This window comes from Companilactobacillus zhachilii (genome assembly GCF_003606365.2).
Classification (GTDB): domain Bacteria; phylum Bacillota; class Bacilli; order Lactobacillales; family Lactobacillaceae; genus Companilactobacillus; species Companilactobacillus zhachilii.
Genome location: NZ_CP031933.2, coordinates 534,465 through 560,336, shown reverse-complemented (window position 1 = coordinate 560,336; position 25,872 = coordinate 534,465). Strand labels below are relative to the sequence as shown.

Sequence of the window (25,872 nt, the reverse complement as noted above, 5' to 3'; positions counted from 1 at the left end):
TGATTTTAATTACTTTTTATCGACCATTTGATTCATAACCTTAGCGGTAACAGGAATATCAGCATACTTACCAATCGAATCTTTGTCCATGACTACGGTATTGGTTGATGAGTCAGCTAATGCGGCAAAGGCTTGAATTTGTTGAGCTGTAAAATACTTATTATCAACGGCTGCCAAAGTATCGTTCAATTTCTTAATTTCATAAGCTTTAGCATCGGCTCTAGCAATGGTTGCGGCTGCCTCAGCTTTGGCTGTCGAGACTGTTGCCTCATTTTTAGCTTTAGTTTCAATTTCAATACTTCTAGCATCCCCATTAGCCTTAGCAATGGCCGCTGTTTTCTCACGGTCAGCTCGAATTTGTTTCTCCATTGATTCAGTAATCGATGCCGATGGCTTCAATTCATCAATATTAACTCGGTCAACTTTGATACCATAAGTATCAGTCAAGTCCCCGATTGCAGTCGCTAAATCAGCATTAATTTTAGAAGTTGAACCTAAAGCTTCATTCAAATCTAATTTACCGATAATATCACGCAAGTGACCACGAACTAATTGAATCATTGACTCAACCGAGTTGCTGTTCTCATATTGAAATTTGCGGGCATCCGTCACATGATAGTTTAATGTCACGTTAGTTTGTACTTCCGCATTATCTTTGGTAATAACTGAATAACCTTGAAGTGACAAAGGAATCATTGCCAAATCAACAATTTGAATTCTTTGAAAGAAAGGGATATAAAAATTTAATCCGGCACTGACTTCACGACTATACTTCCCCAATGTTTCTACCAAACCAACGTGATTTTGATGAACTGTTTTCAATCCGAACATATTTATTCGCCTACTTTTCTACTTTAATTCCTGAATAGTTAGGATATTACCATTGGCTTTGACCACTTGATAATTCCCCGTTTCGTTAACTGAATCATTTGCCAACAAATCATAACGATAGTAAATACCCTTAACCTCAATCAAGTCGTTTGCCATATTGATCTTGTCCCCTCGAACGACAGATCCTACTATTTGGCGCTGCTCGAGATTATTGGTGGGTACAGTCTCACTCAATTTAGTGACAATATAATTGTTAACACTTCGATTTTCACGACTGGCATCTTCAGAAATCCGGTCGTACAAATCTTTATCTAATCTTAATGCAATCATCTTATCTGCCATATCTATATTATATCGCGTTTATATTAAAGTGATATCACATTGATATTATTTGTACTGTGCCGCCTCCAGGAGCAGGTCGCTGTGGGGACCGACAAAAGCCAAGGTCTTTTGTCTCGATTTTGAGCCTTGCATAAACCGCAGGTCTCAAAAGTCGTCCCGTGGTGTAATAGTAAAGTCCTAACACCACCTTCACAGCGACCTAAATTTCTTGCTCCTTCCGGCTAGGTTATTTGTTGTATTTTTGATAAACAATTGGAAAATCTATTAAAATACAGACGACGTCATATCGTTGGTGATATAAAGACAGAGGTTAAATATGTTTTGAACATTTCAATCTTCAGTTAAAAATAAAAAAATAATTTAAAATCATAATAACTTATATCAAACATAAAAAGGGCTAGATATATTTCATTTAAATACATATATTCAAATAAAACATCTAACCCTTTTGATATTGATTTATATTTCAAATAACACACTAATGTACTAGTTTCTAGGTGCAAAAAGTGGCAGCTCATAAAGTTCGAAAACAGGTCTATAGCAGCTCCGCCTTATGTTGATAGTGTTTATATAAACCGGAGAAACGTTCTTTATATTCTGGTCGCCAAGGTTTGTCACGTCCACAAAAATGTAGGATTACTGTATGATCAATGACCCAATCTATATCCCATTTGCCATTACTTTTAGCGTAATAAAATGGATTCATCCGCGCATCATAGTTATAAATTTCATCGGGAATCTTCATAATATTTTGTCCATACAAGCCATTCAAAATATCTTGATCTGGCAATAACAACGTTAATCCCATTTTCTGAATATAGTTAAAAATATCTTCTGCCTTAACGTGTTCCCGAATTGCCTGCAAGTCCATCAACATAATACCGGAATTGAAATACCCCTCAGCCTCGTAATTACCTAATCGTAACTTGTTAAAGTCGTCGGTCATATCTAACGACGTGTGACTAGCTGCAGCGTACCAGTAATCTTTTAAATCAATCGTTTCCAATGGTTTCAAATCATTAATAACTAAAATATCAACATCTAAGTATAAAATGCGTTTAATATTCTTAGGTAAATATTTGTAAGCTAATAAACGGTAATAAATTGTATTTGGATAACGGTCAGTTGTAGGCGCATCATCAAATTCGTGATCATCAATCACTACTGGATGATAATGCATTCCTAGCTTTTGGCAAAAACTCTTTATCTCAGCATTCTTCTTTAACCTTGGATTCTGAATCACATAGACAGAATACTTTTCAATTGAAGAATTTTGCTTGATTGAATAAAGTGTTGTCATTAACTGTTGTGTTACATTGTCGTCAATCGCAAATAACAAGTTCATAGATAACCCTCCTAGTTAATTTTCCTCAAGTCCATTATACTGATAATGCCACATTCAGTCGCGTTAGAACTCAGTCATGTTAAATCGGGCTGGCGGTTGAAAATTTTGCAACATCTTAAATAGGAGATTTTACAATGATACAACCAATTAATTATGATACAAAATCACTTTCTCAAAAAGCTGAACTAGCTACGAAAGCTGACCTTAATGTAGTCACCGATTTACTTGATACTTTAAAGGCGAACTCAGACAATTGCGTCGGAATGGCCGCTAATATGATTGGTGTTAACAAGCGAATCATTGTTTTCTCAATGGGAATGATGAATGTACCCATGATAAATCCTTCTATTATTAGTAAAAGTCAGGAATATACAACTTCTGAAGGTTGCTTATCTTTAAGTGGTCAACGTCAGACTAAGCGTTATAAAAATATTACCGTTAAATATCTGGATAGTAATTTTCAAGAACATACACAAGAATTTTCTGATTTTATTGCCCAAATTATTCAACATGAAGTTGATCATTGTGAAGGAGTTTTGATTTAGTTTGCCGCCTCCAGGAGCAAGAAATTTAGGTCGCTGTGAGGACCGATAAAAGCCAAGGTCTTTTGTCTCGATTTTGAGCCTTGCATAAACCGCAAGTCTCGATTTTGAGCCTTGCATAAACCGCAAGTCTCAAAAGTCGTCCCGTGGTGTAATGGCTAAAGCCATAACGCCACCTTCACAGCGACCTAAGCTTCTTGCTCCTTCCGGCTAGGTTACTTGTTGTTTTTTATACAGAATGACATTTAACTTGGAATATATGATGATTACTATCTTCATACTCTGAAAAACTAGAGCACCATAATTCAAAGTCTATTTTGACAACAAAAAAAAGCGGCCATATGGTCGCTTTTTTATTTTATTAATTTATCTTTGTTCTGAATCTCTTTCACTTGTTGCTTCTTTGTCGAATTCTTCTTCAGAACCGGCTTCAGCTGACAACTTAGCTAAGTGAGCATAAGTTGAGTCAACATGTTCAGCAGCCAATGATTCTTTAAGTCTTTCATTACCTTTATGCATATCGATCAATGTCCATACCAATAACGCCAAAACCGCGATAATCAATACCCAAGCAATGATGTTAGCTTGTGTTGTTTGTGCAGCAGTGATTTTATCACCATAGAAGGCTTGAATTTGACCTGGTAAACCGTAAAGGTTCAAGAATGTCAAAGCAATAACTGAGAACCAACCGAATCCTTTGATCCAAGCAGCATTCTTAAATTTGTTACCCATTTCTGTGGCACTATCTGTCATTAACAATAGTGGCAACATTGAGAATGGAAGTGCGAATGCCAAGAAGACTTGTGAGTTATTCATCAAATCATTCAAAGCCACGTGTTCGTCAATTGAACTCTTACCACTTGTCAACATAACACAGATAAGAACAGGAATAACTGAAAGCAAACGTGTAACTAAACGTCTTAACCATAGAGGCATCTTCATGTGAACGAAACCTTCCATGATAACTTGACCTGATAAAGTACCAGTAATAGTTGAGTTTTGACCTGATGCTAACAAAGCAACAGCGAACAATGTTGAAAGAATACCTGACTTAGCAACGGCAATTAAAACACCATTACTTAAAGTTGAAGTATCTGATAAAGCTTGGTACAAACCGAAGAATGATGGATCTTTAACAGCACCACTCTTGAAGACGGCAACACCCATAACTAATAGTAAAGCGTTAACGAAGAAAGCAGCTGTTAATTGAATATTTGAATCCCAAGCTGAGAAACGAACATTTTGTGCAACTGATTTTTCATCAGCATGATCAACTTTTCTTGTTTGAGAAATAGCTGAGTGAAGGTACAAATTGTGAGGCATAACAGTGGCACCGATGATACCTAGCGCACCAGTAAGTGGTGTTTGACCACCGATTGTTGGACCTGTTGCAAAAGTTTTACCTGTTGGTACTAAACCAGCAAAGGCAGCACCCCAATTAGGATCTGACAATGCAACTTGATAAATAAATACGAATAAAATAACAAGAATTAAACATACAACGATAGCTTCAATTTTTCTGAAACCAATTTTAGTTAATAATAGCAATACTAGAACATCACCAACAGTAATGAAAACAGCAATTACTAATGGAATATTAAATAATAGGTACAAAGCGATGGCACCACCGATAACTTCGGCAATATCAGTCGCCATAATAGCAAACTCGGTTAAAATCCATAAAACGATACCTAGTGATTTACTTGTTCTGGCACGAATTGCTTGCGCCAGATCCATCTTACTCACTATGCCTAGTTTAGCAGCCATATATTGTAACAACATGGCAATTAAACTAGACATAAGAATAACTGACATTAATAGGTATTGGAAGTTTTGACCACCGGTGATTGATGTTGACCAGTTACCTGGATCCATGTAACCAACGGCAACTAATGCTCCGGGTCCTGAATATGCAAGTAGTGTTTTGAAAAAGCCTTTGTCTTTTGGAACTGAAACTGTACCATTGATTTCCTCTAGTGAAGGACCATTGGCATATTGGATTAATTTGCGCTTTTCAGCCATATTAATCTCCCCCTTTGATTTGTTAACGAATAATCATTACTGAGATTGGTGAATATTTTGCCATATAGGCAGCTTGGGAACCGAAATACTTTCTGATACCCTTCTTTGAAAGTGAGCCGATAACTAGAAGATCAGCTTCTGATGCTGGAATCACATCTTTAACGATTGTTTCACCAGGATCTCCTTCGGCAACCATAAGTTCAACCTTCTTAACCCCGGCGTCTAATGCAACTTGACGATACTCTTTCAAGTGATTTTCAAGTTCCTTACGTTCCCCATGAACGTAATCTTTAGTCAATGCTTGGTAAACATTCATTTCATTATCTTCAAGAATAGAAGTAATGATTAATGTTGAACCATCTTTTATACAACGGTGCATCGCATATCGAAAAGCTAATTGGGCATCGGCCGAATCATCGACACCAACTAAAACACGTTCAAATGTGTTATTTTGCTTCGACATTGATCTCTCCTCCAATACAATTTTTCAAGACAAGCTTTGCCAAACTCGTCTTCCCAAAAACCATTCTACCGCAATTTAATTCGTTGTAAACTACTTTTTAAGGTACCCTAACAAAAATGTAAAATCATCAATTATTTTTAAGAAAAATCAGAAATCGCTTACTTGCCCATTTTAAAGGGATTGGATGTAAATTTATGAGGTATACAAGAAAAAGTTTACCCCTTACTTAACTATTTTATTTAAAATAAATATGCTATATTAAAAACGTTAATGACAGGGTTTATCAATGATTTATATTAGATTACTAATAAACGAATATACATATGGTATGTAAGCGCCTATTAATAGTCTTTTTCGTTCATTTATTAGGTAATACTAATTAATTCAATTAAACTACTCTATCAATGGGGGAAATTATGAAAGATGAGCAAACAGAAGCACGCATAAACGATGTCAAAAACCAAGATTACTTATCAACTAATTGGCTAACATCAGAAGTCTTAATTGGAATGTACTCGAGGATTTTCACCAATGTACTCTTATCCGATGATAAAATTTTTAAAAGACCTTCCAAATAAGCTTGCATATATAGGAGCAACTAGTTTAAATAGAAAAAAAGTGGTGAATAACTTTGAATGACTTAAATTTTTTAAGACTTATTTTTGAATTAGGTGGTAGCTTTCAAAACGTTAATAACATTGATTTAGCAGTCAAAGCCAACGTGAGTAAGGCATCCATTTCTGACCGGACACAGCATTTATCAAAGTTAGGCATGGTTAAATATACGAAATATTATGGGACAAAATTGACCAAAAAGGGATTAAATGCTGTTATACCGTTGATTCAACAGCACCGTTTGATTGAAACATGGCTTTATGAAAAGCTCGACATTCCAATGAATGATATCTACGAAAAAGCAACCAAACTATCGGATCATCCCGATTTATTATTGATTGATCGACTAAATATCTATCTCGACTATCCTGAAACTTGTCCGCACGGTAATGTCATACCGATCAATTGTGAGATTCCCGAATTCACTAAGGAATCATTGCTAGCCAACCAAGATATTTCGGAAGCAATTTTCAAAATCATCAACTTTACAGAAGATAATTATCTCTTTAAGATTTTGAACAATATTGACTTACATTTATCTGACCAAATCAAAATCACCAATATTAATAATTATGATCACTCTATGGTAGTACTTAATTTACGCAATAATTTGAAACAGATTTTACCCAAAAACATCACGAAAATGATTCGGATCGAAAAAGTCCCTATCTCAACGATGGAAAAAAGTGTTTGAGGATACATGATTTCTAATCACGCATTGTCAAACGCTCTTTTAAAAAGTGCTATATTATTTGAAATTGAACATAAGCAAAAAGCTAGATATTCTTCTGGATTTATACCCAGAAGAGATATCTAGCCTTTTTTATTTTCTATTCTATAACCAAAATTAAGAAAGAACCAAAACTGGATTGCGGCTCTTATTATTTAACTGAAAAATGTACTTTAAGTCTCAGTGCTATAGTCGTTATTGGTATAAAAGTAATTACGAATACAATCTTCTTTTGCCTAATTCAAAATAAAGAATAAACTAGCCGGAAGGAACCAGAAAATTAGGTCGCTGTGAAGGTGGTGTTAGGGATTCATCCCTTACACCACGAGACGACTTTTGAAATTCGCGTACTTTGCGAAGTTCAAAAGCGAGATTGGAGACCGCACTTCGGCTCCAATCGGTCCCCACAGCGACCTAATTTTCTGGTTTCTGGAGGCGGCTCACTATCATCTCCACAGCATATTTATCTTTTAATTATTTAATGCAAAAAATAGGTATTCTAATAACTATTACCGTAAAATTAACAAAGTTTTTTCTTGATATTTATCTTCGCAAATGAAAAATGAAAACAAAAAATATCGGTCTATTTGCTAGTTCTCGTTGACCGGCCCCACAATCGTTGAAACCACAGCTTCTATGGAAGAAACTAATGGACTATCTGGGGTGATGCCTGATTTAGCAAAACGGTCTTCCCACCATTTACTTCTGATTTTTTGGACTGTATCTACGACCGACTGTCCCTCTTTAGTCAGGTTCAAAATCTTTGTTTTGCCTGCCCCATCAGTTTTTGTCAGGTAATTCAATTTTTCCATTTTATTGATTTCTCTGGTCGCCAAGCCTTTATCAATAACTAATGAACGGGCTACCTGATTTTGGCTAATATTTTCATAATCACTAACTGCCAATAAAATACAAGCAGCGGTCGGATTCAAGTTGATTTCGTTGAATTCCTCCCTAGTATCCTTGTAATATTGTCTGTGTAAGATAGAAATATCTTGTGCTAGATATCCAATATTTTTCATTTGCTTTCACTCCAATGAAAAGTTTTCTGTGTTGACAAATCAACACGAATGATTTAATTTAAGCTATAAATAAGTATAAAACAAAACTACATAAAAGAGGCTAGAAACAATGTCAGAACAACTTAACGGCGCTCAAGCGTTGATCCAAACGATGATTAATCAAGGTGTTAAATATGTTTTCGGACTTCCTGGTGCCAAGATCGATCAACTTTTTGAATCGCTTGAACACAATGATAATCCTAAAACTCCTAAATTAATCGTCACTCGCCATGAACAAAATGCGGCTTTCATTGCTGCCGGTATTGGTCGTTTGACTGGTAAACCTGGTATCGTTGCTACTACTTCGGGTCCTGGTGTTTCTAATTTAGCTACTGGTCTAATTACCGCTACTTCTGAAGGTGACCCAGTTATTGCGCTTGGGGGTCAAGTTCCTCGAAACGATATTGCTAGATTAACGCACCAAAGCATCTCAAGTAAAGAGCTTTTAGCTGCGGCAACGAAAGACAGTGTGGAAGTTCAGGATGCAAATAACTTGTCTGAATCATTTGCAAACGCTTACCAAAATTCGATTGCACCTAAAGCTGGGGCTACTTTCCTTTCAATCCCACAAGATGTTTTAAATGACAAAGTTAGTCGCAATACCATCAACACGCTTTCTCCTATCGAACAAGGTGGCGCTGATCAAGAAACAATCAATAAAATCGTTGAAAAAATTGAACATGCTAAATTACCAGTTATTTTAGCTGGGATGCGTTCTTCAACCAATGAAGTAACTCATAAAATTCATAAGTTTTTACACAAGTTCTCTATTCCGGTTGTTGAAACTTTCCAAGGTGCTGGTGTTATCTCACGTGACCTCGAAAAGAACTATTACGGTCGTGTCGGTCTCTTCAGAAACCAAATCGGTGACACAATTTTGAAGGAAAGCGACTTGATTATTGCTGTCGGCTACGATCCTATCGAATATGAAGCTCGTAACTGGAACGTTGGTCGAACTGGCGAAATTATCAACCTTGATAGTATTGCTCCTGAAATTACTAACGACTATCAACCAGACTTGATCGTTCAAGCAGACATTGCTAAAACTTTAAACGACGTCAGTGAGAGCCTTCCCGCTGATATCGACCTTGGCGAGGAAATGCACAAACATTTAGCCGATCAACAAGAAAAATTCACTAAAAAAGATGCTATCCCTGAAAATCATTCTGACGAAAATGGTATTCATCCTTTAGCAATTATCCACGCTTTACAAAATCAAGTAAATGATGATACAACCGTTACCGTTGACGTTGGTTCACTTTACATTTGGATGGCACGTCATTTCAGAAGTTATAAACCTAGACACTTACTATTTAGTAACGGTATGCAAACACTAGGTGTAGCACTTCCCTGGGCAATTGCAGCTGCTTTGGAACGTCCTGAACAACCAATTGTGTCTGTTGCCGGTGATGGTGGCTTTCTCTTCTCTGGTCAAGAACTAGAGACGGCAGTTCGTTTACACCTTAATATCGTGCAATTAATTTGGGACGATGGTTATTATGATATGGTCCGTTTCCAAGAAATTGCTAAGTATGGACATGAATCTGGCGTTGAATTAGGACCAGTTGACTTCGTGAAGTATGCCGAAAGTTTCGGTGCTACCGGTATACGTGTCGAGAGAACTGAAGATTTGAAACCAGTGCTTGCTAAAGCATTCGCTACTAAGGGTCCAGTTATCGTCCACATTCCTGTTGATTATTCTGACAACATCAACCTAGCATCAAAACTTGTCGACGACGTATTGAACTAATTAGAAAGAGGCTTATATATGGCAAATACAAACACACTTTATCAACACGGAACCTTGGCACTTCTAGTTCCTGGGCTCCTAGATGGCACAATTACGATGAAAGAATTGCTCGAACACGGTGATACAGGAATCGGTACCGGTGAAGGTTTAAACGGTGAATTAATTATTTTAGACGGCGTCCCTTACCAAGTCGATAGTGATGGCAAAGTTAACGTCGTTAAGGATGATTTCACCCTACCATTTGCCAACAGTCATTTTGGAGAATATCGTGATTTAACAACTGTTGAAGGCTTATCGCCAAAAGAATTGGAAACAAAAATCATGTCTCTGACAAGTGCAAATACTTTCTTTTCAACTAAAGTTCACGGTACCTTCACTAATATGAGGACACGGGCGGTTAAAAAATCGCATAAGCCTTATGCTACATTGAGTAAAACGGCTGAGGAACAAAGTATCTTCACTCGAGAATCTGTTGAAGGAACACTTTTAAGCTACTACTCACCAACCATTTTTGATGGTGCAGCAGTTGGTGGTTTCCATCATCACTTCTTATCCGATGCACATGATTTTGGTGGCCACGTATTAGGATTTGGCGGCGTTACGGGAAATGTAACGCTACAACAATTTGATACATTGGAACAACATCTACCGGTTAATAATAAAGATTATATGAATTATGACTTTTCTGATTGGGATATCTTAGGTGATATTCATAAAGCTGAAGGTTAAACATAATAGGATCCTCAATCCATAGTTGATTGAGGACCCTATTTTATTTTCGTAACATTCTTTTTACAAAATTAAGAAAAGTATCGGGCGTTGTCAGTCCGTCAAATCTGGGATCAGCTAAATACTTCTCATTGCCTATATTTGTTTGACAATAATGTCCGAATTTCAAAACAGCCAAAGGTTTGTACTGCTTTAAGGCAAAATCGATTGTTGCATGTGTGCCCCCAGTTAATCCCGTTTCTACTACAATTACACCATCACCTAAACCACTCTGCCATTCGTCTCGAGCAACTAAATGTTGAGGAATAGTTTTAGTTCCCAATGGATATGTTGAAACTAACAAACCACCTTTAGCTAAAAGACTTTTCGCCAAAGGTGAATTTACCTGTGGATAAATTGTTTGATCTAGTCCGTGGGCTAATACAGCAATTGTTCTTGCGGCTGTTTGATGTGCGTAGAAGTCACAACCTTGTGCCAATCCACTAACTATCACATAATCATGCTTAACAAACCAGGCGGTCAGTTCAATATCTCGTTTGATTCCTATTTCTGTTGGGTGCCTTGTGCCAACAACTGTAACTGTATAATCGGCATTTAAAAGTTTACTGTTTCCTTTTACGTATAAAATTGCAGGGATTTTTTTAGTTTCAACAACCGTTGGGGATATTTGTCGTCCTGATAACTAATTATCTCTATTTTTAAATCATTGGCTTGTTTTATTTCTGACAGTACTTCTTGATGAATTTGCTTCCAAATAATTTCCGAAAGTTTTCCGCCCATAATTGCTTGCTTCACCCTCGGCAAATTTGATTTCTCTAAGAATTCCCAGTTATCCACCGCCTTATCAACTCTTCTAACTTGTTTCATAATCTTTTGCACTGTTTGTCCACCGATTCCGTGAATCCTAAGTAACATCATTATTAAAATCGTTTTATTCTTCATCATAATTTAAAGTACGCAAAAAAAAGGTGAATTCTAATGAATTCACCTTATTAACATATTTAATTTTTAAATTCCATCGCTGGCACTAGCAAGTGCTTCTTCGTTTGAGTCTTCAAATTTGACTGAGATCCAAACACTGGCAAGTATCATGGCGGAGCCAATAATAAAGCCAACAGAAATTTGTTCTCCCAATAGTAACCAACCTAAGAATGAACCAACGATTGGTTGAATCAAATAGAACAATCCTGAAGAACTGGCACTAATAACTTTAAGACCCTTATTCCACATTACATATGCTACGGCCGTTGAGACAGCACCAATATATAATAAACTGAAAATAACCTTTGGCTCTAAGAAGTTAATGCTTGTGAGTGATGACATATCGCTCAAAATAAATGGCGTCAAGCAGACTACAGCTACTACAGTTGACATAATAGTAATTTGTAAAGAACTATACGTCTTTACTTTTTTGATCAAGACGGACATCAATGCCCAAGTGATAGCAGTCAAAATTAGTAACATAACACCTAAGGCAACGTTACTACCTGTCATCTTCAATCCCACAATCATAATTACACCTAAAATGGCAATGAGGACTGAGAAAATTTTGATTTTATCAAGCCGTTCCTTCAAAATCAACCAGCCAAAAATAATCATAAATGCTGGGATGGTTGACGTTATAACGGAACCTGTTTGGGCGTTGGATAAGCCAGTACCCATTTCCTGTGCTACTAGTGAGATTGTGTTACCAATTATTCCGATCCAAAAGATTAGTTTCAAATCAGGCCAATTGATATGCCACTTTTCTCCCTTCATTACTGAATATCCTATTAAGAATACTAACGAGATTAAATACTCCAACCAAACTAATTGAATTGGATGTACCTCATCAACGATAATTTTTACAACTACGAACATCGCTCCCCAAATAATGGCGGCAATGCTTAATTCAATGGATCCGAAAACCCTTTTAGACTTCATGAGTAATATTTCCCTTCGCTTTGATTTCATTTGAATTCATTGCTACGCTACCCTCGCGAATAGCCGAAATATTACTGCTGTCAATTAACGATAAATATTCACCTTCCTTATAGTTAACGTGACTAGTATAACAATGCTAGATTTTAAAACAATGGTCTGAGAGAGTTAAGCGTTTTCAGTTCAAATGATAGCTGACATTTTCATGTTTATTGATAATAATTTCTAAATTGAAATAACAACCATCAATAATTTTTCAAAAAAGGAAATATATTTGCTGAAATTTGGAAATTTAATCCTTATAAAATATCATTATTAAGCATCAAAAAAAGCAACCTACCCTTAAAGGATAAGGTTGCCATAATAATAGTCCATACAAACAAGACTAGATACTTCAATCAATTCTATGAATTTGCATTGCCATTAACATTAATTCTTCTTTTGTTAATGGCTCACCAAATTTAATTTTTATATAATCAGAAACATTCTCTGCAATTTGAAATGCTTTACTATCCTTACTTTTAACAATTTCAAAGATTGCTGCATCAACATCTTCGAACATTACATTTGCAATAATCCTTTCAACCAAGAATTTAACATGGACTACGCAACGTTGAAAATTGGCATTTGAATCATTTACAGACCCCTGCAATTGATATTTTATAATGTTAACTATTCTACCAATTACTTGCCCAGCCTTTAGAGCATCGCGTCTATCATCTGACTCATTCTCTGCATTAATTATATGTGCCGCTATGTTAGATGCTTCTTGATCAGAAAAGTTAGTATTCATTTCCGAATTTAGTAGTTTCACAGCATATGTACCAATACTAAATTCTTTACTGTAATATGTTTTTATTTCCCAATAGACTTTATTGGTTATAGTAATTCCCTTCTCTTCTCGTTCAATAGCAAACTTCAAATGATCAAGTAGAGAAACATATAAAGCATCACTCAGTCTAGAATTAAGGCTTTCAGAAGCATGACTTATTATTTTTTGGGCAATTTCAATTAGTTTTGGGGACGACTCCGCGATTGAAGTTAATAATTGTTCAACATTTGCATTATTAACTGGTACAAAAACTTGATTATATGATTCACTGTCTAAAGTGGTTCCCATTTTCTTGCCATAACCGATACCTTTACCTAGCAAAATAAATTCTTGGTTCCGGTCATTAACAGCTAAAACAACACTAGAATTCAAAACCTTTTTTATCTTCATACCAATCGCCTCCCATTCCTAATCTAATTCAGCACCATTTGTTGCAATAACATGTTGATACCAATAAAATGAATCTTTTTTGTATCTATTAAATGTCCCTTGACCTAAATCATCTTCATCAACATAAATAAATCCATATCTTTTAGACATTTGAGAAGTTGATGCACTAACCAAATCGATTGGTGCCCAACTAGTATAACCTAATAAATCGACACCTGAATCAACTGCTTTAATCATCTCACGAAAATGTTCTTTAAAATACTCAATACGATAATTATCATGAATCTTTTTATCTTCTGTTAAAGAATCCTTAGCACCCATACCATTTTCAACAATAAATAGTGGCTTTTGATAACGATCATACAATTGTAATAAGGAAATTCGCAAACCGACTGGATCTACTGTCCATCCCCAATCAGTTGACTTTAAGTATGGATTTTTTCCACCTACGATTGTATTCCCAGCCGTCAACGTTAAATTATTCTCATCATATGAAGATACCATAGACATATAATAACTGAATGATACAAAATCAACCGTGTTTTCTTTGAGAATATTTAAATCTTCAGGCTCCATTTTAATGGTTAATCCATTTTTCTTAAAGAAATCTAAAACCAATTTTGGATACTCTCCAAATACTTGAACATCAGCAGGAAAATAATTCATCGTATTTTTATTAAATGACGCTAGAACATCCCTTGGATCTGAAGAATTAGGATAATCTGTTAATTTCGTTAACATACATCCCATCATACTGTTAGGAATAATCTCATGACAATCTTTTGTAACAAGCGCTGATGCAACAAATTGATTATGAAAAGCCTGATACTCGTCTTGCAATAAATTATCGGACTTATCTGGTATTATTCCCGCAGACGTAAATGGATGACGTGTTACGCTATCTATTTCGTTAAATGTTAGCCAGTATTTCACATCATCTTTGAACTTTTTAAAACAAACATCACAGAACTTTCTAAAAAGATTAATAATCTTTCTGTCTGCCCAGCCATTATACTTAACGGCCAGATTTAAAGGCATCTCATAGTGTGAAAGTGTAACCAATGGCTCAATATTATTTTTATGCATTTCCTTAAAAACTGCTTTGTAATAATCTAATCCTTTTTGATTGGGGCTTTCCTCTTCACCATTAGGAAAAATTCTTGTCCAAGCTATAGATATTCTAAGTGTTTTAAATCCTAATTCTCCAAACAATTTCATATCCTCTGGATAACGATGATAAAAATCTATTCCTCGTCTTTTCGGATAATATTTAACATCATCAGTTTTTAAAGCCTCATTAATACTGTCTGAAGTTACACCAACTTGCTTACTATAATCTTTAACATCAACTTCCGGTTTATATGTTGCTACATCAGCAACTGATGGACCTTTTCCATCAACATTCCAGGCACCTTCTACTTGATTGGCAGCAATAGCGCCACCCCACAAAAAATCATTTCGTAATCCCATTATTAAACTCCTAACTTAACAATATTAAGAACTGGTTGAATATTCTCATCAGTGTTATCGGATTTTTCTGCATCAACAGAATAGTCATTTTGATTAGTGACAATCATCATTGTAATTGGGTTGAAACCAGCTTCTTTTATTTTTTCCAAATCAAAAGTTTCAAGCAAATCTCCTTTTTTCACCCGTTGTCCTTTATCTACTTTTACATCAAAATATTTACCATTTAATTGTACAGTGTCTAATCCGATATGGAAAAGTACCTCAGCACCAGAATCTGTTTTAATTCCTAAAGCATGTTTTGTATCAAAAACCATTTCGACTGTTCCATCTGCTGGTGCATAAAGTTTACCTTCACTTGGAATAACCGCAATTCCTTTACCTAATAATCCTTGTGAAAATACATCATCTGGAACTTCTGACAAGGCTACTACTTGACCAGAAACTGGAGAATCTAATTTTTCTGAAACTTTATTCTCTGATACATCTTTATCATCTTTAGATGTTGTTTTCTCATCTTTCCAAAGGAATAAACTGGCTATGAAGGAAATTACAAAAGAAATCACAAATCCGATAATAGCATTTATAAGATTCATAGGATTAGCTTTATCAACAAACATTGGTAAACTAGCTAATCCTGGTCCAACAATAGTAAATCCAGCAAGCCCAACGATACCTACATACGTACCACCGACAAGACTTCCGATAATTACACTCGTCAAAGCTTTCTTATGTTGTAAAGTAATTCCGTACAGAGCAGGTTCGGTAATTCCAAATAATGCAGAAATACCTGCTGAAATAGCTGTCGATCTAATTTTAGAATCCTTAGTTCTGATGGCAATTGCAAAACATGTTCCACTTTCAGAAATATTGTGAGCTAGAGATGCTGGTAGGTACAAAGTTTCCTTTCCGATAGAACTGAATGTTGCAACAACATATGGAATCATTGGTTTGTGCATTCCTGTAGCTACCATAAATGGAAGAACCGCTGCTAACAATGCTGTGGCTACCCATCCAAGATGTGTATTTATAAACAAAATAATATTTACAAAGTACTGTCCTACGACATAACCCAAAGGTCCCAAGAATAGTAATGTTAATGGTGCTGTTACTAACATAGACATCATTGGAACAAAGAAGATTCTAATAGGTTTTGGTGAATATTTAGTAAAGAATTTCTCCATTACGGCATACAGTAAAACACTTAAAATGGCTGGAAAAACTTGAGAACTATAAGTCACATTTAAAACATTCATGCCAAATAATTCAGTTCCCTTGGCCAACATAGTTGTTATATCTGGCAAGATTAAAACCCCAACAACTGATAATGCAACCAAAGGATTAACTTTCAACTTCTGTGCGGCTGTGACAGCAACTAATAATGGCAAAAGATACAAAGGTGCTCCACCAATTAAATTTAAAATCTGATATGTTTGGCTCTTATCACTCATCCATCCAAATGCTGCAGCTAACATTAAAATTGATTTTAAAATTCCACCTCCAGCGATTGCCGGAACTAAAGGTTGAAAAACTCCAATAATAAAATCTAAAACAATGTGTCCAATAGACTGTTTACTTTTTGAATTAGACGTTCCTTTGCCAAAATCTTTACCTAAAAGATTTTCAACAGCATCAAACATCTCAACAACGTCGTTTCCTATAATGACTTGGCATTGACCGCCTGCAATTACTGCTCCCAATACACCATCGACAGACTTCAATTTATCCAAATCAGCCTTATCAAAATCATTTAAAGTAAAACGCAACCGTGTCGAACAGTGTATCAGAGTATTAACATTATCTTTTCCACCAACATATTGCACAATTAACTTTGCACTATCTTGCTTGTCCATTATCTTTCACTCCTCAATTTAGACAAAAAAAGACAGCATCTAAAAAAATTCAGAAATTTTTCTGATTTTTCTTAGATCCTGCCTGCTTTACCAGTTACATGTCTAATTATTTTCTTAACAGTTATCAATGTAAGCCCTTTCTTTTAAAAAGTCAAATATTTTTTATAAAAATAAAAAAAAGTTGAGTTTGGGACAAAACTATTGTTGTCTTTAAACATGCAGCATAAACGTGGAACAAAACATAGCTTTTTCCGCTTAAAACAAATGTCCCCAGCAATCCAAAATCGGATTACTGGGGACATTTGCCTTAATGCTCGAAAGCTGAACATGTTTTGTCCCACTCTCAACTTTTTATGTTTCATAAGATGACCTACAAAACCAAATCCATCATCTCAAGCCAACTCATAACTAAATCAATCCAGCCAGCAGCTCTACGATTCAAATACTTATTCTTACCAGGTTTTTTCGTAACATATGTCGCTAAAGCCAAGCCATGAATGCCTGATTCATACATATGTAATTCAGTTGGAATATTCAACTGGGCCAGTTTATTTGCATATAACAATGAATTTGAAACATTAACTAATTCATCAGTTCTCGTTAGCCAAATAAAAGTTGGTTTAGAATTCTTATTCAACAGATCTTGGGTTTTCCACAATGCTTTATCCGGACTGATTTGACGAAGGGTCTTCTCATCTTCTGGGAAGCTTCCCTTAACAGTCATATCAGTCACTGGATAGCCTAAAATAGTGGCTGCATGTTGACCGTTATAACGGTTGATTTGATATTTTTCTCGCAGTTTAGGGTCGGTCGCAACGCCGTTATAGGCTGCTACTATATGGCCCCCTGCTGAAAATCCAGCTAGAATTATCTTGCTCTTATCTATATGCATTGACTCGGGCAAATTAACTAACCAATCAATAGTTTTAGCCATTTCTTGTAAAGCAGTCGGATATACTGGTGTTTTTCCAATCAATTTATATTCCAAAACAACAACGTGCATTGCAAAAGAACTAAAGCGTAATGCTAATGGTTCTTCTTCACGTTCTGAATGGAAAGTAAATCCGCCACCTGGACAAATTACAACGACTGGATAATCAACTGCCCGACCAAAATCATCAATTTGATCTAACCAATAGCCTTTCACTTTAAACTGATGATCAGAGATATTTAAATTGTATTCCTCAGTTTTCATATTTACGATACCCCTCTTGTCTTTAAGCCACCTCAAGATTATTTAAATTCATAGGATTAGCTTTTTTAGCTAGCATTTTGTCTGTATAACCGAAGAAGTAAACTAACACCACCGCTATCAACAATGTTGCATAGTGTGAAATTAAGTAGCCATAGAAATTACTTCCAATACCGACTCCTGGTGTGATAAATGCTGGGAAACCAATCAACGCACCTGACAATGCATAGTTATCAACTCTTAAGAAGCCTGTCAAAGCACCACCTAAAGCACTAGCAATACTTGCCACAACGAAGACTCGTTTGTATTTCAAGTTTACACCATAAAGAGCTGGTTCGGTAACCCCACAGAAAGCTGAAATAGCCGCTGCTAGAGACATTTCTTTAAGATGTTTATCTTTAGTTTTTAAGAAAACTGCAAGTACGGCTCCACCTTGGGCAACCATTGTAATAGAAAGAATCGAATTAATATAACTGTGACCATTTGTGGCAATGTCATTGATAACAATTGGAATAAGTCCCCAATGTAATCCGAAGATAACCATCGTTTGATAGACACCACCAAGAATTAAACCTGATAATGTGGGACTGAAATTATAAATTGCTACTAGACCGTTTGATAAGCCCTTACTAATCATAGTAATGACAGGACCAACGCCAATAATAACGATTAAACTCAAAATCAAAGCTTCTAAGATTGGTACAAAGACACTTCTAACATACATAGGAATAATTTTTTTCAAAAACTTTTCGACATATTTTCCTAACCAAGCAGCAACAATAATTGGGAAAACTGATGAAGTATATGAAATCAAAGTTGTTGGAATACCTAGAAAACTAGTGCTGGCAGTGCTTGCCTTGCTAGCCAATGTAATAATCTGTGGATAAATTAAAATACCACCGACAATGGCTAAGGCAATTGGATCTGAGCCTAATTTCTTGGCTGCGGTAAATCCTAAGACAATTGGCAAGAAGTAAAAGGTTGCATCACCAATGGCATTCAATAATACATAAGTACCACTAGTTGTTGATAAAACTTTAAAGCCAGTTAAAGCCGCTAAAATACCTTTCAAAATACCGGAACCAGCTAAAATACCAATAATAGGAATCATGGAGGCCGTTAAGACACCGATAAAGTTGCTAGCTCCTCGTTTAACTTTTGGCCAAAAACCTTTAGTTATCGCATGTGTTGTTTCATCTACAGCCTCTGCTGTTGCCGCATCATTAGCAAATTCAGAGCCAATTTGATCAATCACGGCATCATAAACATCAACCACAGCCTGACCAATAACAACTTGGTATTGACCACCTGCTTTGGCAACAGAAATAACGCCATCCAGATTTTCAATTGCCGAGGTATCAGCTTTAGATTCATCCTTCAAATAAAAACGTAATCTAGTAATGCAGTGAATTAAACTGTTGATATTATCAGTCCCACCAACATTATCCACAATTGCAGCAGCTAATTGGCCATACTTACCACCATTATGTTTAACTGGTGTAACAGTTGCTGGAGCTACTTTAATTTGTGCTACGGCTACTGTTGCTCCAGCTGTAACTGTCTGTTCTATATTAGTTGTCAGCAACTCATCTAAAATATCATTACTATTAGTAATCGCTAAGATTACCGTAGTTTGTTTACCGGCATTTTTGATTGCTGCCAAATCCATTTTGACAACTGTACCGCCGGCCTTAACTTGATCACCTTGTTTGATACTTACGGAAAAAGGTTTACCAGCCAATTCAACCGTATCAATTCCTAAATGAACTAATACTTCAGCTCCTTCTTTAGTCTTAATACCAAAAGCATGTTTGGTCTCAGAAACTAAAGTTATTGTTCCATCAACTGGAGCTACGATGGTGCCTGAGTCTGGTTCAATAGCAAAACCTTGTCCCATTAGTCCTTGCGAGAAAACAGGATCTTTAACTTTATTTAGCGTTAGAAATTTACCATTAGCGGGTGAAACTAACGAAATCAACATTTGATTTTTCATAACGTTCATTCCCCTTTTGCTAAAATAGATAGATTATTTGATTGCGCTTACAGTATATGTTTAAACAAGTTATATGTCAATATTTGTTCGAACACATTTTTAAAGACACTACTATCTTCACAAACGTACTAACGCCAAAAATAACGATTGGATAACGTATTTACTCTTTAGTAACCGCTCTTTGTGTAATTTAAATTATTTTATTTATTTTTGCAAAATATGATTATTCGAACATCAAAAATTATATTGAGTTAAGGCTACCCAACAATTAATAAAAAATATTCCCGTTATGAAATTGATTTTAAAGTTTGGCTACGGTACTTGGGTCTGCTCCAAACATATCTACAAAAAATAATAGTTTTAAGGATATTAGAGTGGACAATTTTGGTCTGAAAAACTATGATTGCATAGACTAAGTGGGCATGTTGTTATCTATTACTGCACCACAACTATTAAAATGAATTTTTAAGGAGTTTCTATGAGAAAAAATTCATGGATTACTTGGTTGATTATCCTCGCAATTGGATTTGTCGTGGTGGAAACTAATCCTGAAATTGTCCCCCAAGTTAAAAATGAAATTAATGAAACTAATACTCGTTTACAACCATATTTATATCTAGCTAAAGCTAACATTGAAAAAAAATTGAGTGGTCAAACTGAAACGACTTCTGACAAACAAGTTGGTGAAGTCGCAACTCCAATCGAATCACCACTCAAGGGGATGAATACTTCTAGCACATACTATTATCACTTCAAAAATAATGTTCCCGGCAATGTTCGTGAGGTCTTTTTAAACGCTATAACGACTTACAATAACACGGGAATTGTTAAACTCATCCCCGGAACAGCACAACCAAATCAAAACAACATCACCTTTTCGATTTACCATAAAAAAATCGAAAACTTTGCTTCAAACACAGTTGAACTGGGAAACGGTGGTCCATCAGCTTTGCAGTTAGACCATTATGCCATCAACAGTGGTCGAGCTAGTTTGAATTTAACCTACCCTAGTCTTGCAATTAAAGACTCTGTTGCTATGCATGAATTAGGGCACGCTTTAGGTCTAGGACACAGCTCATTTACCAATTCGGTCATGTATCCTGTGGATCAAGGTGTTTCCAAGCTATCCGAAGCTGACCTTAATGGTTTAAGAAATATTTATAAATAACTCAAAGCATAGTTTTTTCCACGCAAAATAAATGAGACTAGCAATCCAAACTTGGATTACTAGTCTCATTTATTTTATAAACATACTTTGGGTTCTTTTTTACAAATCAGCTAACGTAATATCGAGCATTTTATCAAAACTGTCATGCGAACTGATCAATTCATCATCAAAGCACCCATTACCGACATGAATTATTTCGCCAATAATTAAACTTCGTATCATTCGCGAGACAATCAATCGCTGCTTGTCATCCTCAATAAATGGATTTAACAAACGTCCTAAAATTGTATGTAACGTTTCGAAACTTTTATCCAAGTCTGAATCATGCAACCTGCCCGCGGGAATACTCAAAATTTCCTGAGTAACATGAAACTTACATAATGAATAATGAACTGACGTATTAGCAAAAGTTTTTATTGCTTGTTTGCCTGAGAGTCCCAATAAATCTGCCTGCAGCCTAATCGCCAATTGGTCATAAAAACTAGCCGCTACCTCAACCTTAATCGCCATCACATCTGGAAAATAATTATAAATAGCTTGTGACCTTGTCCCCAACTCTTTACCTAGTTTAGTAAAACTCAGGGATTCTTGGTTATTGATCAAACTAGTTGCTGTTGCCACGATTTTTTCTTTTGATAACGTTCTTGAAGTCAAAAATAATACCTCCAATTTGACTATTACAATTGATTTTAATTTTAGCCAAATTGTTATTATTCCACAAGAAAGAAACAGCAGAATATTATCAACCAATAATTGCATTAATCGTTGCCGGCACAGTCTTTGGGGCTTTAGTTGAAAATTAAAACGACTAACTGTCTATAACTCAAACAAACGGCCCCAGCAATCCAAAATCGATTGCTGAAGCCGTCTGTTTTATTACGTATTAACTATTCAGTTTGCATGACACTCTTTTTAACCGCTTCTCTTCTAAATAAGTAAGCTAAAATAATAATTACTAAAATAATCAAAATCAACGCCGTTAACATAATATTGTGAATACCCGAGAAGAAGACTCGCTTCATTTCGGGAACATAAGCTTGCGGTAATTTTTTGGCAACTGCCGCATTACTCAATTTATTCATCATCCCCATCGTGATATGACCATGGCTTTCTCTGACACCTTTAATCAACGCCAAATTTAAAATAACACCATAAATCGAGGACATAAATGTTTGACTCAAAATTCTAACTAAATAGGCAAATGAGGTTGAAATCGGCACATCACGCGGTTCCACATCAAACTGAACTGCAATCAACAAGGCATTGAAACAAACACCAATACCAAATCCTTCAAATACACCCATTACCAATAAGAACGTATAACTGGCATTCTGATTAGCCCAATACAATCCCGCAAAGGAAATAAGAAACGATGCGGTCCCAATAGCGATAATCATGTAACGACTCATTTTTCGTTGCATAAATGGCTCCAGCTCTGAACCAATGAAGTTGGCAATGGCTCCAGGAATCTGTGTCATTCCCCCAATCAAAGCACTCAATCCCATAATTCCTTGAGCCCACATTGGAATGTAAATATTGAAGGCCACGAATGATCCCCACAATAAGGCAAACAAAATCAAATCAATCACTAATTTTTCATTTTTAAACAAGCGATTAGGGACAATCGGATCATCCACTCTATTCTCAACTCTAGACATCCAAAAAATTAATACCGCTCCTAAAATAATAAAGCCTAGTGTTACATAGATTGATGAAACACCTAATTCTTGAATTCCAATCAAGAATGACGTTAAGCCCAGCACCATCAAGATAGCTCCGTAATAATCAACCTTTTCTTGATTCAAGTTCTCCTTCAAGTTAAAGAAGATAGCTACGATAGTAATCGACAGTAAAGCCAACGGTAAATTGATATAAAATACCCAATGCCAACTGAATGTATCCACGATCCAGCCACCAATTAAAGGCCCCACAATCGAGGTTCCACTGAATCCAGCAGACGCAATCCCAATAACCTGTGACCGACGTTTAATATTTTTGAAAATTTGCGAGTAAATGATGAACGGAATCGTATTCATTCCACCAGCGCCGATTCCCATAATACTTCTAGCTGTAATAAACCAAATAATATTAGGAGCAAGCCCTTGGAATAAAGCTCCTAGCATGAAAACAACGGTTGCCGTTATATAGGCTACTTTATTACCCTTTTTTTCACCAAATTTACTCCATAACGGTGTCGAAACGGCCATCCCCAATAAGAAAATAGCTACGATCCAGCCCATGTACTGAATCCCATGTAAATCACTAATAATAGCTGGTAATGCCGTATTGATTATCGTTGCATCCAGTCCTGCCATCATGTTCGATAACACTAGCGCAAAGGTAACCAAAATTTTACGATTTCTACTCATACCTCTACTTCTTCCCTCTATATTTACCAACAAAAAATAAGACTCACACAACGTGCATCGTCTTATCTTCTTGATGAAACTAAATTATGATATTTGCTGAAAAGATATAACTTGTTTTCAATTATAGGCTTCTTTAATAAATCATACAATCAACTATAAGAGAGTGTAACAAAACATGTTCAATTTTGGAGTTATTTGTTTTAAGCGGAAAAAACTATGCCACACCCCCAAATTTTTTTACAATTCTTCTGGTTCATTCAAAATTTCTTGTAATTTATTGAAAAATTGAGCAGTTTGATAACCATCACAGACAGCATGATGAACTTGAAATGAGACTGGCAATTTGATTCCATCTGAACGCTTTTGGAACTTACTTGCTGTGACAATTGGCAACAAATAATTATCGTTGTTACCAATATTTAAATTGAAGCCAGTGAAACTAGCCCAAGGAATCATCGAAATATTGACGACATTTTTAGGAATTGGTTGCTTAGGAAATAGTTTTCCCGTATCACGATATTTAGCTACATCATCTAAATAGTCACGATGAAATTCAGCAAACGTATAAGTGTCTTCCGTATCGATATTAGAGAATAATTCAGTCTTATTATCAAATATTGAGTAAAAGGCTCTGCTACTATCGTAGAACCCTAATTCACCTTGGTCATTAAAATCCATTCGATATAAATAATTGGAGTTAATAACACGCAAAACTGCATAGATAAATAATGGATAGAACTTGTAGTTATTTTCCTTCACGAAATGTAACGCCGTTTCAATGTTGATCTCATGTGTTGCACTATAAGTCGTTTTTTGCTCAATGAAGTGTTCAAAAACCTCTTTGCGATTCCAATTATCTAAATCTATCTTCGTAAATGCCATCATGATTCCTCCTTAAATTATCTTTCCTTATTATCATACAACTTTGCGAAACTATCTGTGAGATTGTTCATTTATTAGTGGCATCTAAAATTATAGAATTGTTGAAATTCATAATAATCTTCTTTTTTACTTTCCATCCACATTTCGTATTCAATTGTTCAATCCTAAATTACGAAATGGAACCATCAACCAAGCTTATTTTTCTATAATTTCAAAACCATAACCACGAATATGTTCTTTCAACATTTTTAAATACTTCTTGGCAATCGGACTCAACTCCAACTGGCGATGTTTCAACCAACCTAAAGTCATCGAATCGTCCACGTCCAAAGGAATAGCGACAATTTTATCATCGTTAAGTTTATTACTAATAATCCCTGAACTAATTGTGTAACCATTCAAGCCCACCATTAAGTTAAAAATCGTAGCTCGATCACTGACTTTGATATTCTTCTTTCGGTCCAAAGTACTCAAAATTTCCTCAGAGAAATAAAACGAATTATTATCCCCTTGCTCATACGATAAATACGGATAGTCGGTCAAATCAGCTAACGTTACACGTTTTTTCTTAGTTAGTGGATTTTGACGACCAACAAATACGTGCGGTAAAGCCTTAAATAAAGGCGTGAACTCTAAGTCATATTCCTTAAACAAGCGTTGCATAACTTGGCGATTAAAATTATTCAGATACAAAATTCCAATCTCACTTTTAAAACTCGATAAATCTTTCAAAATGTTTTCCGTCTCAGTTTCACGCAAAGTAAATTTGTATTCATCAGCTTTAACCGTTTTAATCAATTCCACAAACGCATGCACAACGAAGGCATAATGTTGAGCCGAAACCGAAAAGGCCTGCTTTTGAATAGTATCTTTCTCATAACGACCTTGAAGCAATTGCACCTGATCAAGAACCTGTCGTGCATAAGCCATAAATTCACGTCCATCATCAGTCAACGTGACACCCAACTTACTCCGCAACAAAATTTGAATTCCCATTTCATTTTCCAAATCTTTGATGGCATTCGATAAACTCGGCTGCGTCAAATACAATTCCTTAGCAGCTTCATTAATAGAACCCGTCTTAACAATCGTCTCTAAATATTTCAGTTGTTGAATTCGCATTGTCTACCTCGCTTGATTTCTTTGGTGTTTAATAAAGATGCTACCCGTAGTAAGTAAATAACCTAGTCGGAAGAGTCGATAAATAGTTACTGGCCGTGAAAGTGGCGTTAGTTCGAATGCTTTTCTCGGACTTACACCACCGGGCGTGTTTGGAAACTTGCCGAACTTGCAAGGTTTCAAACCGAGACCTGAGACCTTGGCTCAGGTCGGTCCGCACAGCCAGTAACTATTTATCGACTCTGGAGACGGCACCT

At 35.8% G+C, this 25,872-nt stretch carries 23 protein-coding genes; 5 read left to right on the top strand and 18 right to left on the bottom strand.

The annotated features are described in order from the left end of the window. Positions 1-9: 9 nt before the first annotated feature. The 3 genes from D1B17_RS02420 to D1B17_RS02410 all read right to left on the bottom strand — a co-directional run bounded on the left by D1B17_RS02420 (position 10) and on the right by D1B17_RS02410 (position 2,518). Positions 10-831 carry an SPFH domain-containing protein gene (locus tag D1B17_RS02420; RefSeq protein WP_120143209.1) on the bottom strand — a complete coding sequence of 274 codons (822 nt, stop codon included), beginning with the start codon at positions 829-831 and terminating at the stop codon, positions 10-12. 18 nt (positions 832-849) lie between these two features. Beyond that, the gene (locus D1B17_RS02415; protein WP_120143210.1) at positions 850-1,173 is read right to left on the bottom strand and encodes a toxin-antitoxin system HicB family antitoxin; all 324 of its coding nucleotides are present in this window, start codon (positions 1,171-1,173) and stop codon (positions 850-852) included. 535 nt (positions 1,174-1,708) lie between these two features. Next, complete coding sequence (locus tag D1B17_RS02410) at positions 1,709-2,518, bottom strand: glycosyltransferase family 8 protein (RefSeq protein ID WP_120143211.1); 810 nt, start codon at positions 2,516-2,518, stop codon at positions 1,709-1,711. A 134-nt stretch (positions 2,519-2,652) separates the two neighbouring features. Here D1B17_RS02410 and D1B17_RS02405 point away from each other — a divergent pair, with 134 nt between their 5' ends. After that, the gene (locus tag D1B17_RS02405; RefSeq protein WP_120143212.1) at positions 2,653-3,063 is read left to right on the top strand and encodes a peptide deformylase; all 411 of its coding nucleotides are present in this window, start codon (positions 2,653-2,655) and stop codon (positions 3,061-3,063) included. Between the two features lie 363 nt (positions 3,064-3,426). Here the strand turns inward: D1B17_RS02405 and D1B17_RS02400 are convergent, their stop codons facing one another. Together D1B17_RS02400 and D1B17_RS02395 are read right to left on the bottom strand one after the other, a co-directional pair. Further along, positions 3,427-5,082, bottom strand: a complete 1,656-nt coding sequence (locus tag D1B17_RS02400) for an Nramp family divalent metal transporter (protein WP_120143213.1) — start codon at positions 5,080-5,082, stop codon at positions 3,427-3,429. A 22-nt stretch (positions 5,083-5,104) separates the two neighbouring features. Beyond that, the gene (locus D1B17_RS02395; RefSeq protein ID WP_120143214.1) at positions 5,105-5,545 is read right to left on the bottom strand and encodes a universal stress protein; all 441 of its coding nucleotides are present in this window, start codon (positions 5,543-5,545) and stop codon (positions 5,105-5,107) included. A gap of 631 nt (positions 5,546-6,176) precedes the next feature. Here D1B17_RS02395 and D1B17_RS02390 point away from each other — a divergent pair. Then, entirely contained in the window at positions 6,177-6,854 is a 678-nt protein-coding gene (locus D1B17_RS02390) for a metal-dependent transcriptional regulator (RefSeq protein WP_120143215.1), read from the top strand. A 626-nt stretch (positions 6,855-7,480) separates the two neighbouring features. On the opposite strand, the gene D1B17_RS02385 is transcribed toward D1B17_RS02390, so the two are convergent. Beyond that, positions 7,481-7,912, bottom strand: a complete 432-nt coding sequence (locus tag D1B17_RS02385) for a MarR family winged helix-turn-helix transcriptional regulator (protein ID WP_120143216.1) — start codon at positions 7,910-7,912, stop codon at positions 7,481-7,483. A 109-nt stretch (positions 7,913-8,021) separates the two neighbouring features. Here D1B17_RS02385 and alsS point away from each other — a divergent pair, with 109 nt between their 5' ends. Further along, positions 8,022-9,701, top strand: a complete 1,680-nt coding sequence (gene alsS, locus D1B17_RS02380; RefSeq protein ID WP_120143217.1) for an acetolactate synthase AlsS — start codon at positions 8,022-8,024, stop codon at positions 9,699-9,701. Between the two features lie 18 nt (positions 9,702-9,719). Next, the gene (gene budA / locus D1B17_RS02375) at positions 9,720-10,430 is read left to right on the top strand and encodes an acetolactate decarboxylase (RefSeq protein ID WP_120143218.1); all 711 of its coding nucleotides are present in this window, start codon (positions 9,720-9,722) and stop codon (positions 10,428-10,430) included. A gap of 43 nt (positions 10,431-10,473) precedes the next feature. Here the strand turns inward: budA and D1B17_RS02370 are convergent, their stop codons facing one another. From D1B17_RS02370 to D1B17_RS02335, 8 genes are all read right to left on the bottom strand, one after another. Continuing rightward, a complete protein-coding gene (locus tag D1B17_RS02370) occupies positions 10,474-11,058 on the bottom strand; it encodes a DNA-processing protein DprA (RefSeq protein WP_240704467.1) in 585 nt (194 codons plus the stop codon). Then, positions 11,046-11,375 (bottom strand): hypothetical protein, encoded by a 330-nt coding sequence (locus D1B17_RS02365; protein WP_137432089.1) that lies wholly within the window; start codon positions 11,373-11,375, stop codon positions 11,046-11,048. The genes D1B17_RS02370 and D1B17_RS02365 overlap by 13 nt, the downstream gene beginning before the upstream one ends. A gap of 63 nt (positions 11,376-11,438) precedes the next feature. Beyond that, a complete protein-coding gene (locus D1B17_RS02360; RefSeq protein ID WP_120143221.1) occupies positions 11,439-12,353 on the bottom strand; it encodes a DMT family transporter in 915 nt (304 codons plus the stop codon). Between the two features lie 391 nt (positions 12,354-12,744). Continuing rightward, positions 12,745-13,572, bottom strand: a complete 828-nt coding sequence (locus tag D1B17_RS02355; RefSeq protein WP_120143222.1) for a PRD domain-containing protein — start codon at positions 13,570-13,572, stop codon at positions 12,745-12,747. 18 nt (positions 13,573-13,590) lie between these two features. After that, positions 13,591-15,042, bottom strand: coding sequence for a glycoside hydrolase family 1 protein (locus D1B17_RS02350; protein ID WP_120143223.1), 1,452 nt, complete (start codon positions 15,040-15,042; stop codon positions 13,591-13,593). A 2-nt stretch (positions 15,043-15,044) separates the two neighbouring features. Then, complete coding sequence (locus tag D1B17_RS02345) at positions 15,045-16,892, bottom strand: PTS beta-glucoside transporter subunit IIBCA (protein WP_120143224.1); 1,848 nt, start codon at positions 16,890-16,892, stop codon at positions 15,045-15,047. Positions 16,893-17,262: 370 nt separating this feature from the next. Then, the gene (locus D1B17_RS02340; protein ID WP_120143225.1) at positions 17,263-18,087 is read right to left on the bottom strand and encodes an alpha/beta hydrolase; all 825 of its coding nucleotides are present in this window, start codon (positions 18,085-18,087) and stop codon (positions 17,263-17,265) included. Between the two features lie 22 nt (positions 18,088-18,109). Beyond that, positions 18,110-20,077: a PTS sugar transporter subunit IIABC gene (locus D1B17_RS02335; protein ID WP_120143226.1), complete on the bottom strand. Its 1,968-nt coding sequence runs from the start codon at positions 20,075-20,077 to the stop codon at positions 18,110-18,112. A gap of 478 nt (positions 20,078-20,555) precedes the next feature. On the opposite strand from D1B17_RS02335, the gene D1B17_RS02330 reads away from it, so the two are divergent. Next, a complete protein-coding gene (locus D1B17_RS02330; protein ID WP_120143227.1) occupies positions 20,556-21,245 on the top strand; it encodes a M57 family metalloprotease in 690 nt (229 codons plus the stop codon). A 99-nt stretch (positions 21,246-21,344) separates the two neighbouring features. Here the strand turns inward: D1B17_RS02330 and D1B17_RS02325 are convergent, their stop codons facing one another. The 4 genes from D1B17_RS02325 to D1B17_RS02310 form a co-directional block, all read right to left on the bottom strand. Continuing rightward, complete coding sequence (locus D1B17_RS02325; protein WP_120143228.1) at positions 21,345-21,899, bottom strand: TetR/AcrR family transcriptional regulator; 555 nt, start codon at positions 21,897-21,899, stop codon at positions 21,345-21,347. A 233-nt stretch (positions 21,900-22,132) separates the two neighbouring features. Further along, the gene (locus D1B17_RS02320) at positions 22,133-23,614 is read right to left on the bottom strand and encodes an MFS transporter (protein ID WP_120143229.1); all 1,482 of its coding nucleotides are present in this window, start codon (positions 23,612-23,614) and stop codon (positions 22,133-22,135) included. A 237-nt stretch (positions 23,615-23,851) separates the two neighbouring features. Continuing rightward, a complete protein-coding gene (locus D1B17_RS02315; protein ID WP_237389449.1) occupies positions 23,852-24,499 on the bottom strand; it encodes a CatA-like O-acetyltransferase in 648 nt (215 codons plus the stop codon). 192 nt (positions 24,500-24,691) lie between these two features. After that, positions 24,692-25,618 (bottom strand): LysR family transcriptional regulator, encoded by a 927-nt coding sequence (locus D1B17_RS02310; protein WP_120143231.1) that lies wholly within the window; start codon positions 25,616-25,618, stop codon positions 24,692-24,694. Positions 25,619-25,872 lie beyond the last annotated feature (254 nt).

What these genes read in the sequence shown, in the direction of transcription:
- D1B17_RS02420 (WP_120143209.1), bottom strand. Translation starts at nt 831, where the DNA reads ATGTTCGGATTGAAAACAGTTCATCAAAATCACGTTGGTTTGGTAGAA.
- D1B17_RS02405 (WP_120143212.1), top strand. Translation starts at nt 2,653, where the DNA reads ATGATACAACCAATTAATTATGATACAAAATCACTTTCTCAAAAAGCT.
- D1B17_RS02320 (WP_120143229.1), bottom strand. Translation starts at nt 23,614, where the DNA reads ATGAGTAGAAATCGTAAAATTTTGGTTACCTTTGCGCTAGTGTTATCG.
- alsS (WP_120143217.1), top strand. Translation starts at nt 8,022, where the DNA reads ATGTCAGAACAACTTAACGGCGCTCAAGCGTTGATCCAAACGATGATT.
- D1B17_RS02335 (WP_120143226.1), bottom strand. Translation starts at nt 20,077, where the DNA reads ATGAAAAATCAAATGTTGATTTCGTTAGTTTCACCCGCTAATGGTAAA.
- D1B17_RS02410 (WP_120143211.1), bottom strand. Translation starts at nt 2,518, where the DNA reads ATGAACTTGTTATTTGCGATTGACGACAATGTAACACAACAGTTAATG.
- D1B17_RS02310 (WP_120143231.1), bottom strand. Translation starts at nt 25,618, where the DNA reads ATGCGAATTCAACAACTGAAATATTTAGAGACGATTGTTAAGACGGGT.
- D1B17_RS02330 (WP_120143227.1), top strand. Translation starts at nt 20,556, where the DNA reads ATGAGAAAAAATTCATGGATTACTTGGTTGATTATCCTCGCAATTGGA.
- D1B17_RS02345 (WP_120143224.1), bottom strand. Translation starts at nt 16,892, where the DNA reads ATGGACAAGCAAGATAGTGCAAAGTTAATTGTGCAATATGTTGGTGGA.
- D1B17_RS02400 (WP_120143213.1), bottom strand. Translation starts at nt 5,082, where the DNA reads ATGGCTGAAAAGCGCAAATTAATCCAATATGCCAATGGTCCTTCACTA.
- budA (WP_120143218.1), top strand. Translation starts at nt 9,720, where the DNA reads ATGGCAAATACAAACACACTTTATCAACACGGAACCTTGGCACTTCTA.
- D1B17_RS02415 (WP_120143210.1), bottom strand. Translation starts at nt 1,173, where the DNA reads ATGGCAGATAAGATGATTGCATTAAGATTAGATAAAGATTTGTACGAC.
- D1B17_RS02340 (WP_120143225.1), bottom strand. Translation starts at nt 18,087, where the DNA reads ATGAAAACTGAGGAATACAATTTAAATATCTCTGATCATCAGTTTAAA.
- D1B17_RS02360 (WP_120143221.1), bottom strand. Translation starts at nt 12,353, where the DNA reads ATGAAGTCTAAAAGGGTTTTCGGATCCATTGAATTAAGCATTGCCGCC.
- D1B17_RS02355 (WP_120143222.1), bottom strand. Translation starts at nt 13,572, where the DNA reads ATGAAGATAAAAAAGGTTTTGAATTCTAGTGTTGTTTTAGCTGTTAAT.
- D1B17_RS02315 (WP_237389449.1), bottom strand. Translation starts at nt 24,499, where the DNA reads ATGATGGCATTTACGAAGATAGATTTAGATAATTGGAATCGCAAAGAG.
- D1B17_RS02350 (WP_120143223.1), bottom strand. Translation starts at nt 15,042, where the DNA reads ATGGGATTACGAAATGATTTTTTGTGGGGTGGCGCTATTGCTGCCAAT.
- D1B17_RS02365 (WP_137432089.1), bottom strand. Translation starts at nt 11,375, where the DNA reads ATGATGAAGAATAAAACGATTTTAATAATGATGTTACTTAGGATTCAC.
- D1B17_RS02385 (WP_120143216.1), bottom strand. Translation starts at nt 7,912, where the DNA reads ATGAAAAATATTGGATATCTAGCACAAGATATTTCTATCTTACACAGA.
- D1B17_RS02395 (WP_120143214.1), bottom strand. Translation starts at nt 5,545, where the DNA reads ATGTCGAAGCAAAATAACACATTTGAACGTGTTTTAGTTGGTGTCGAT.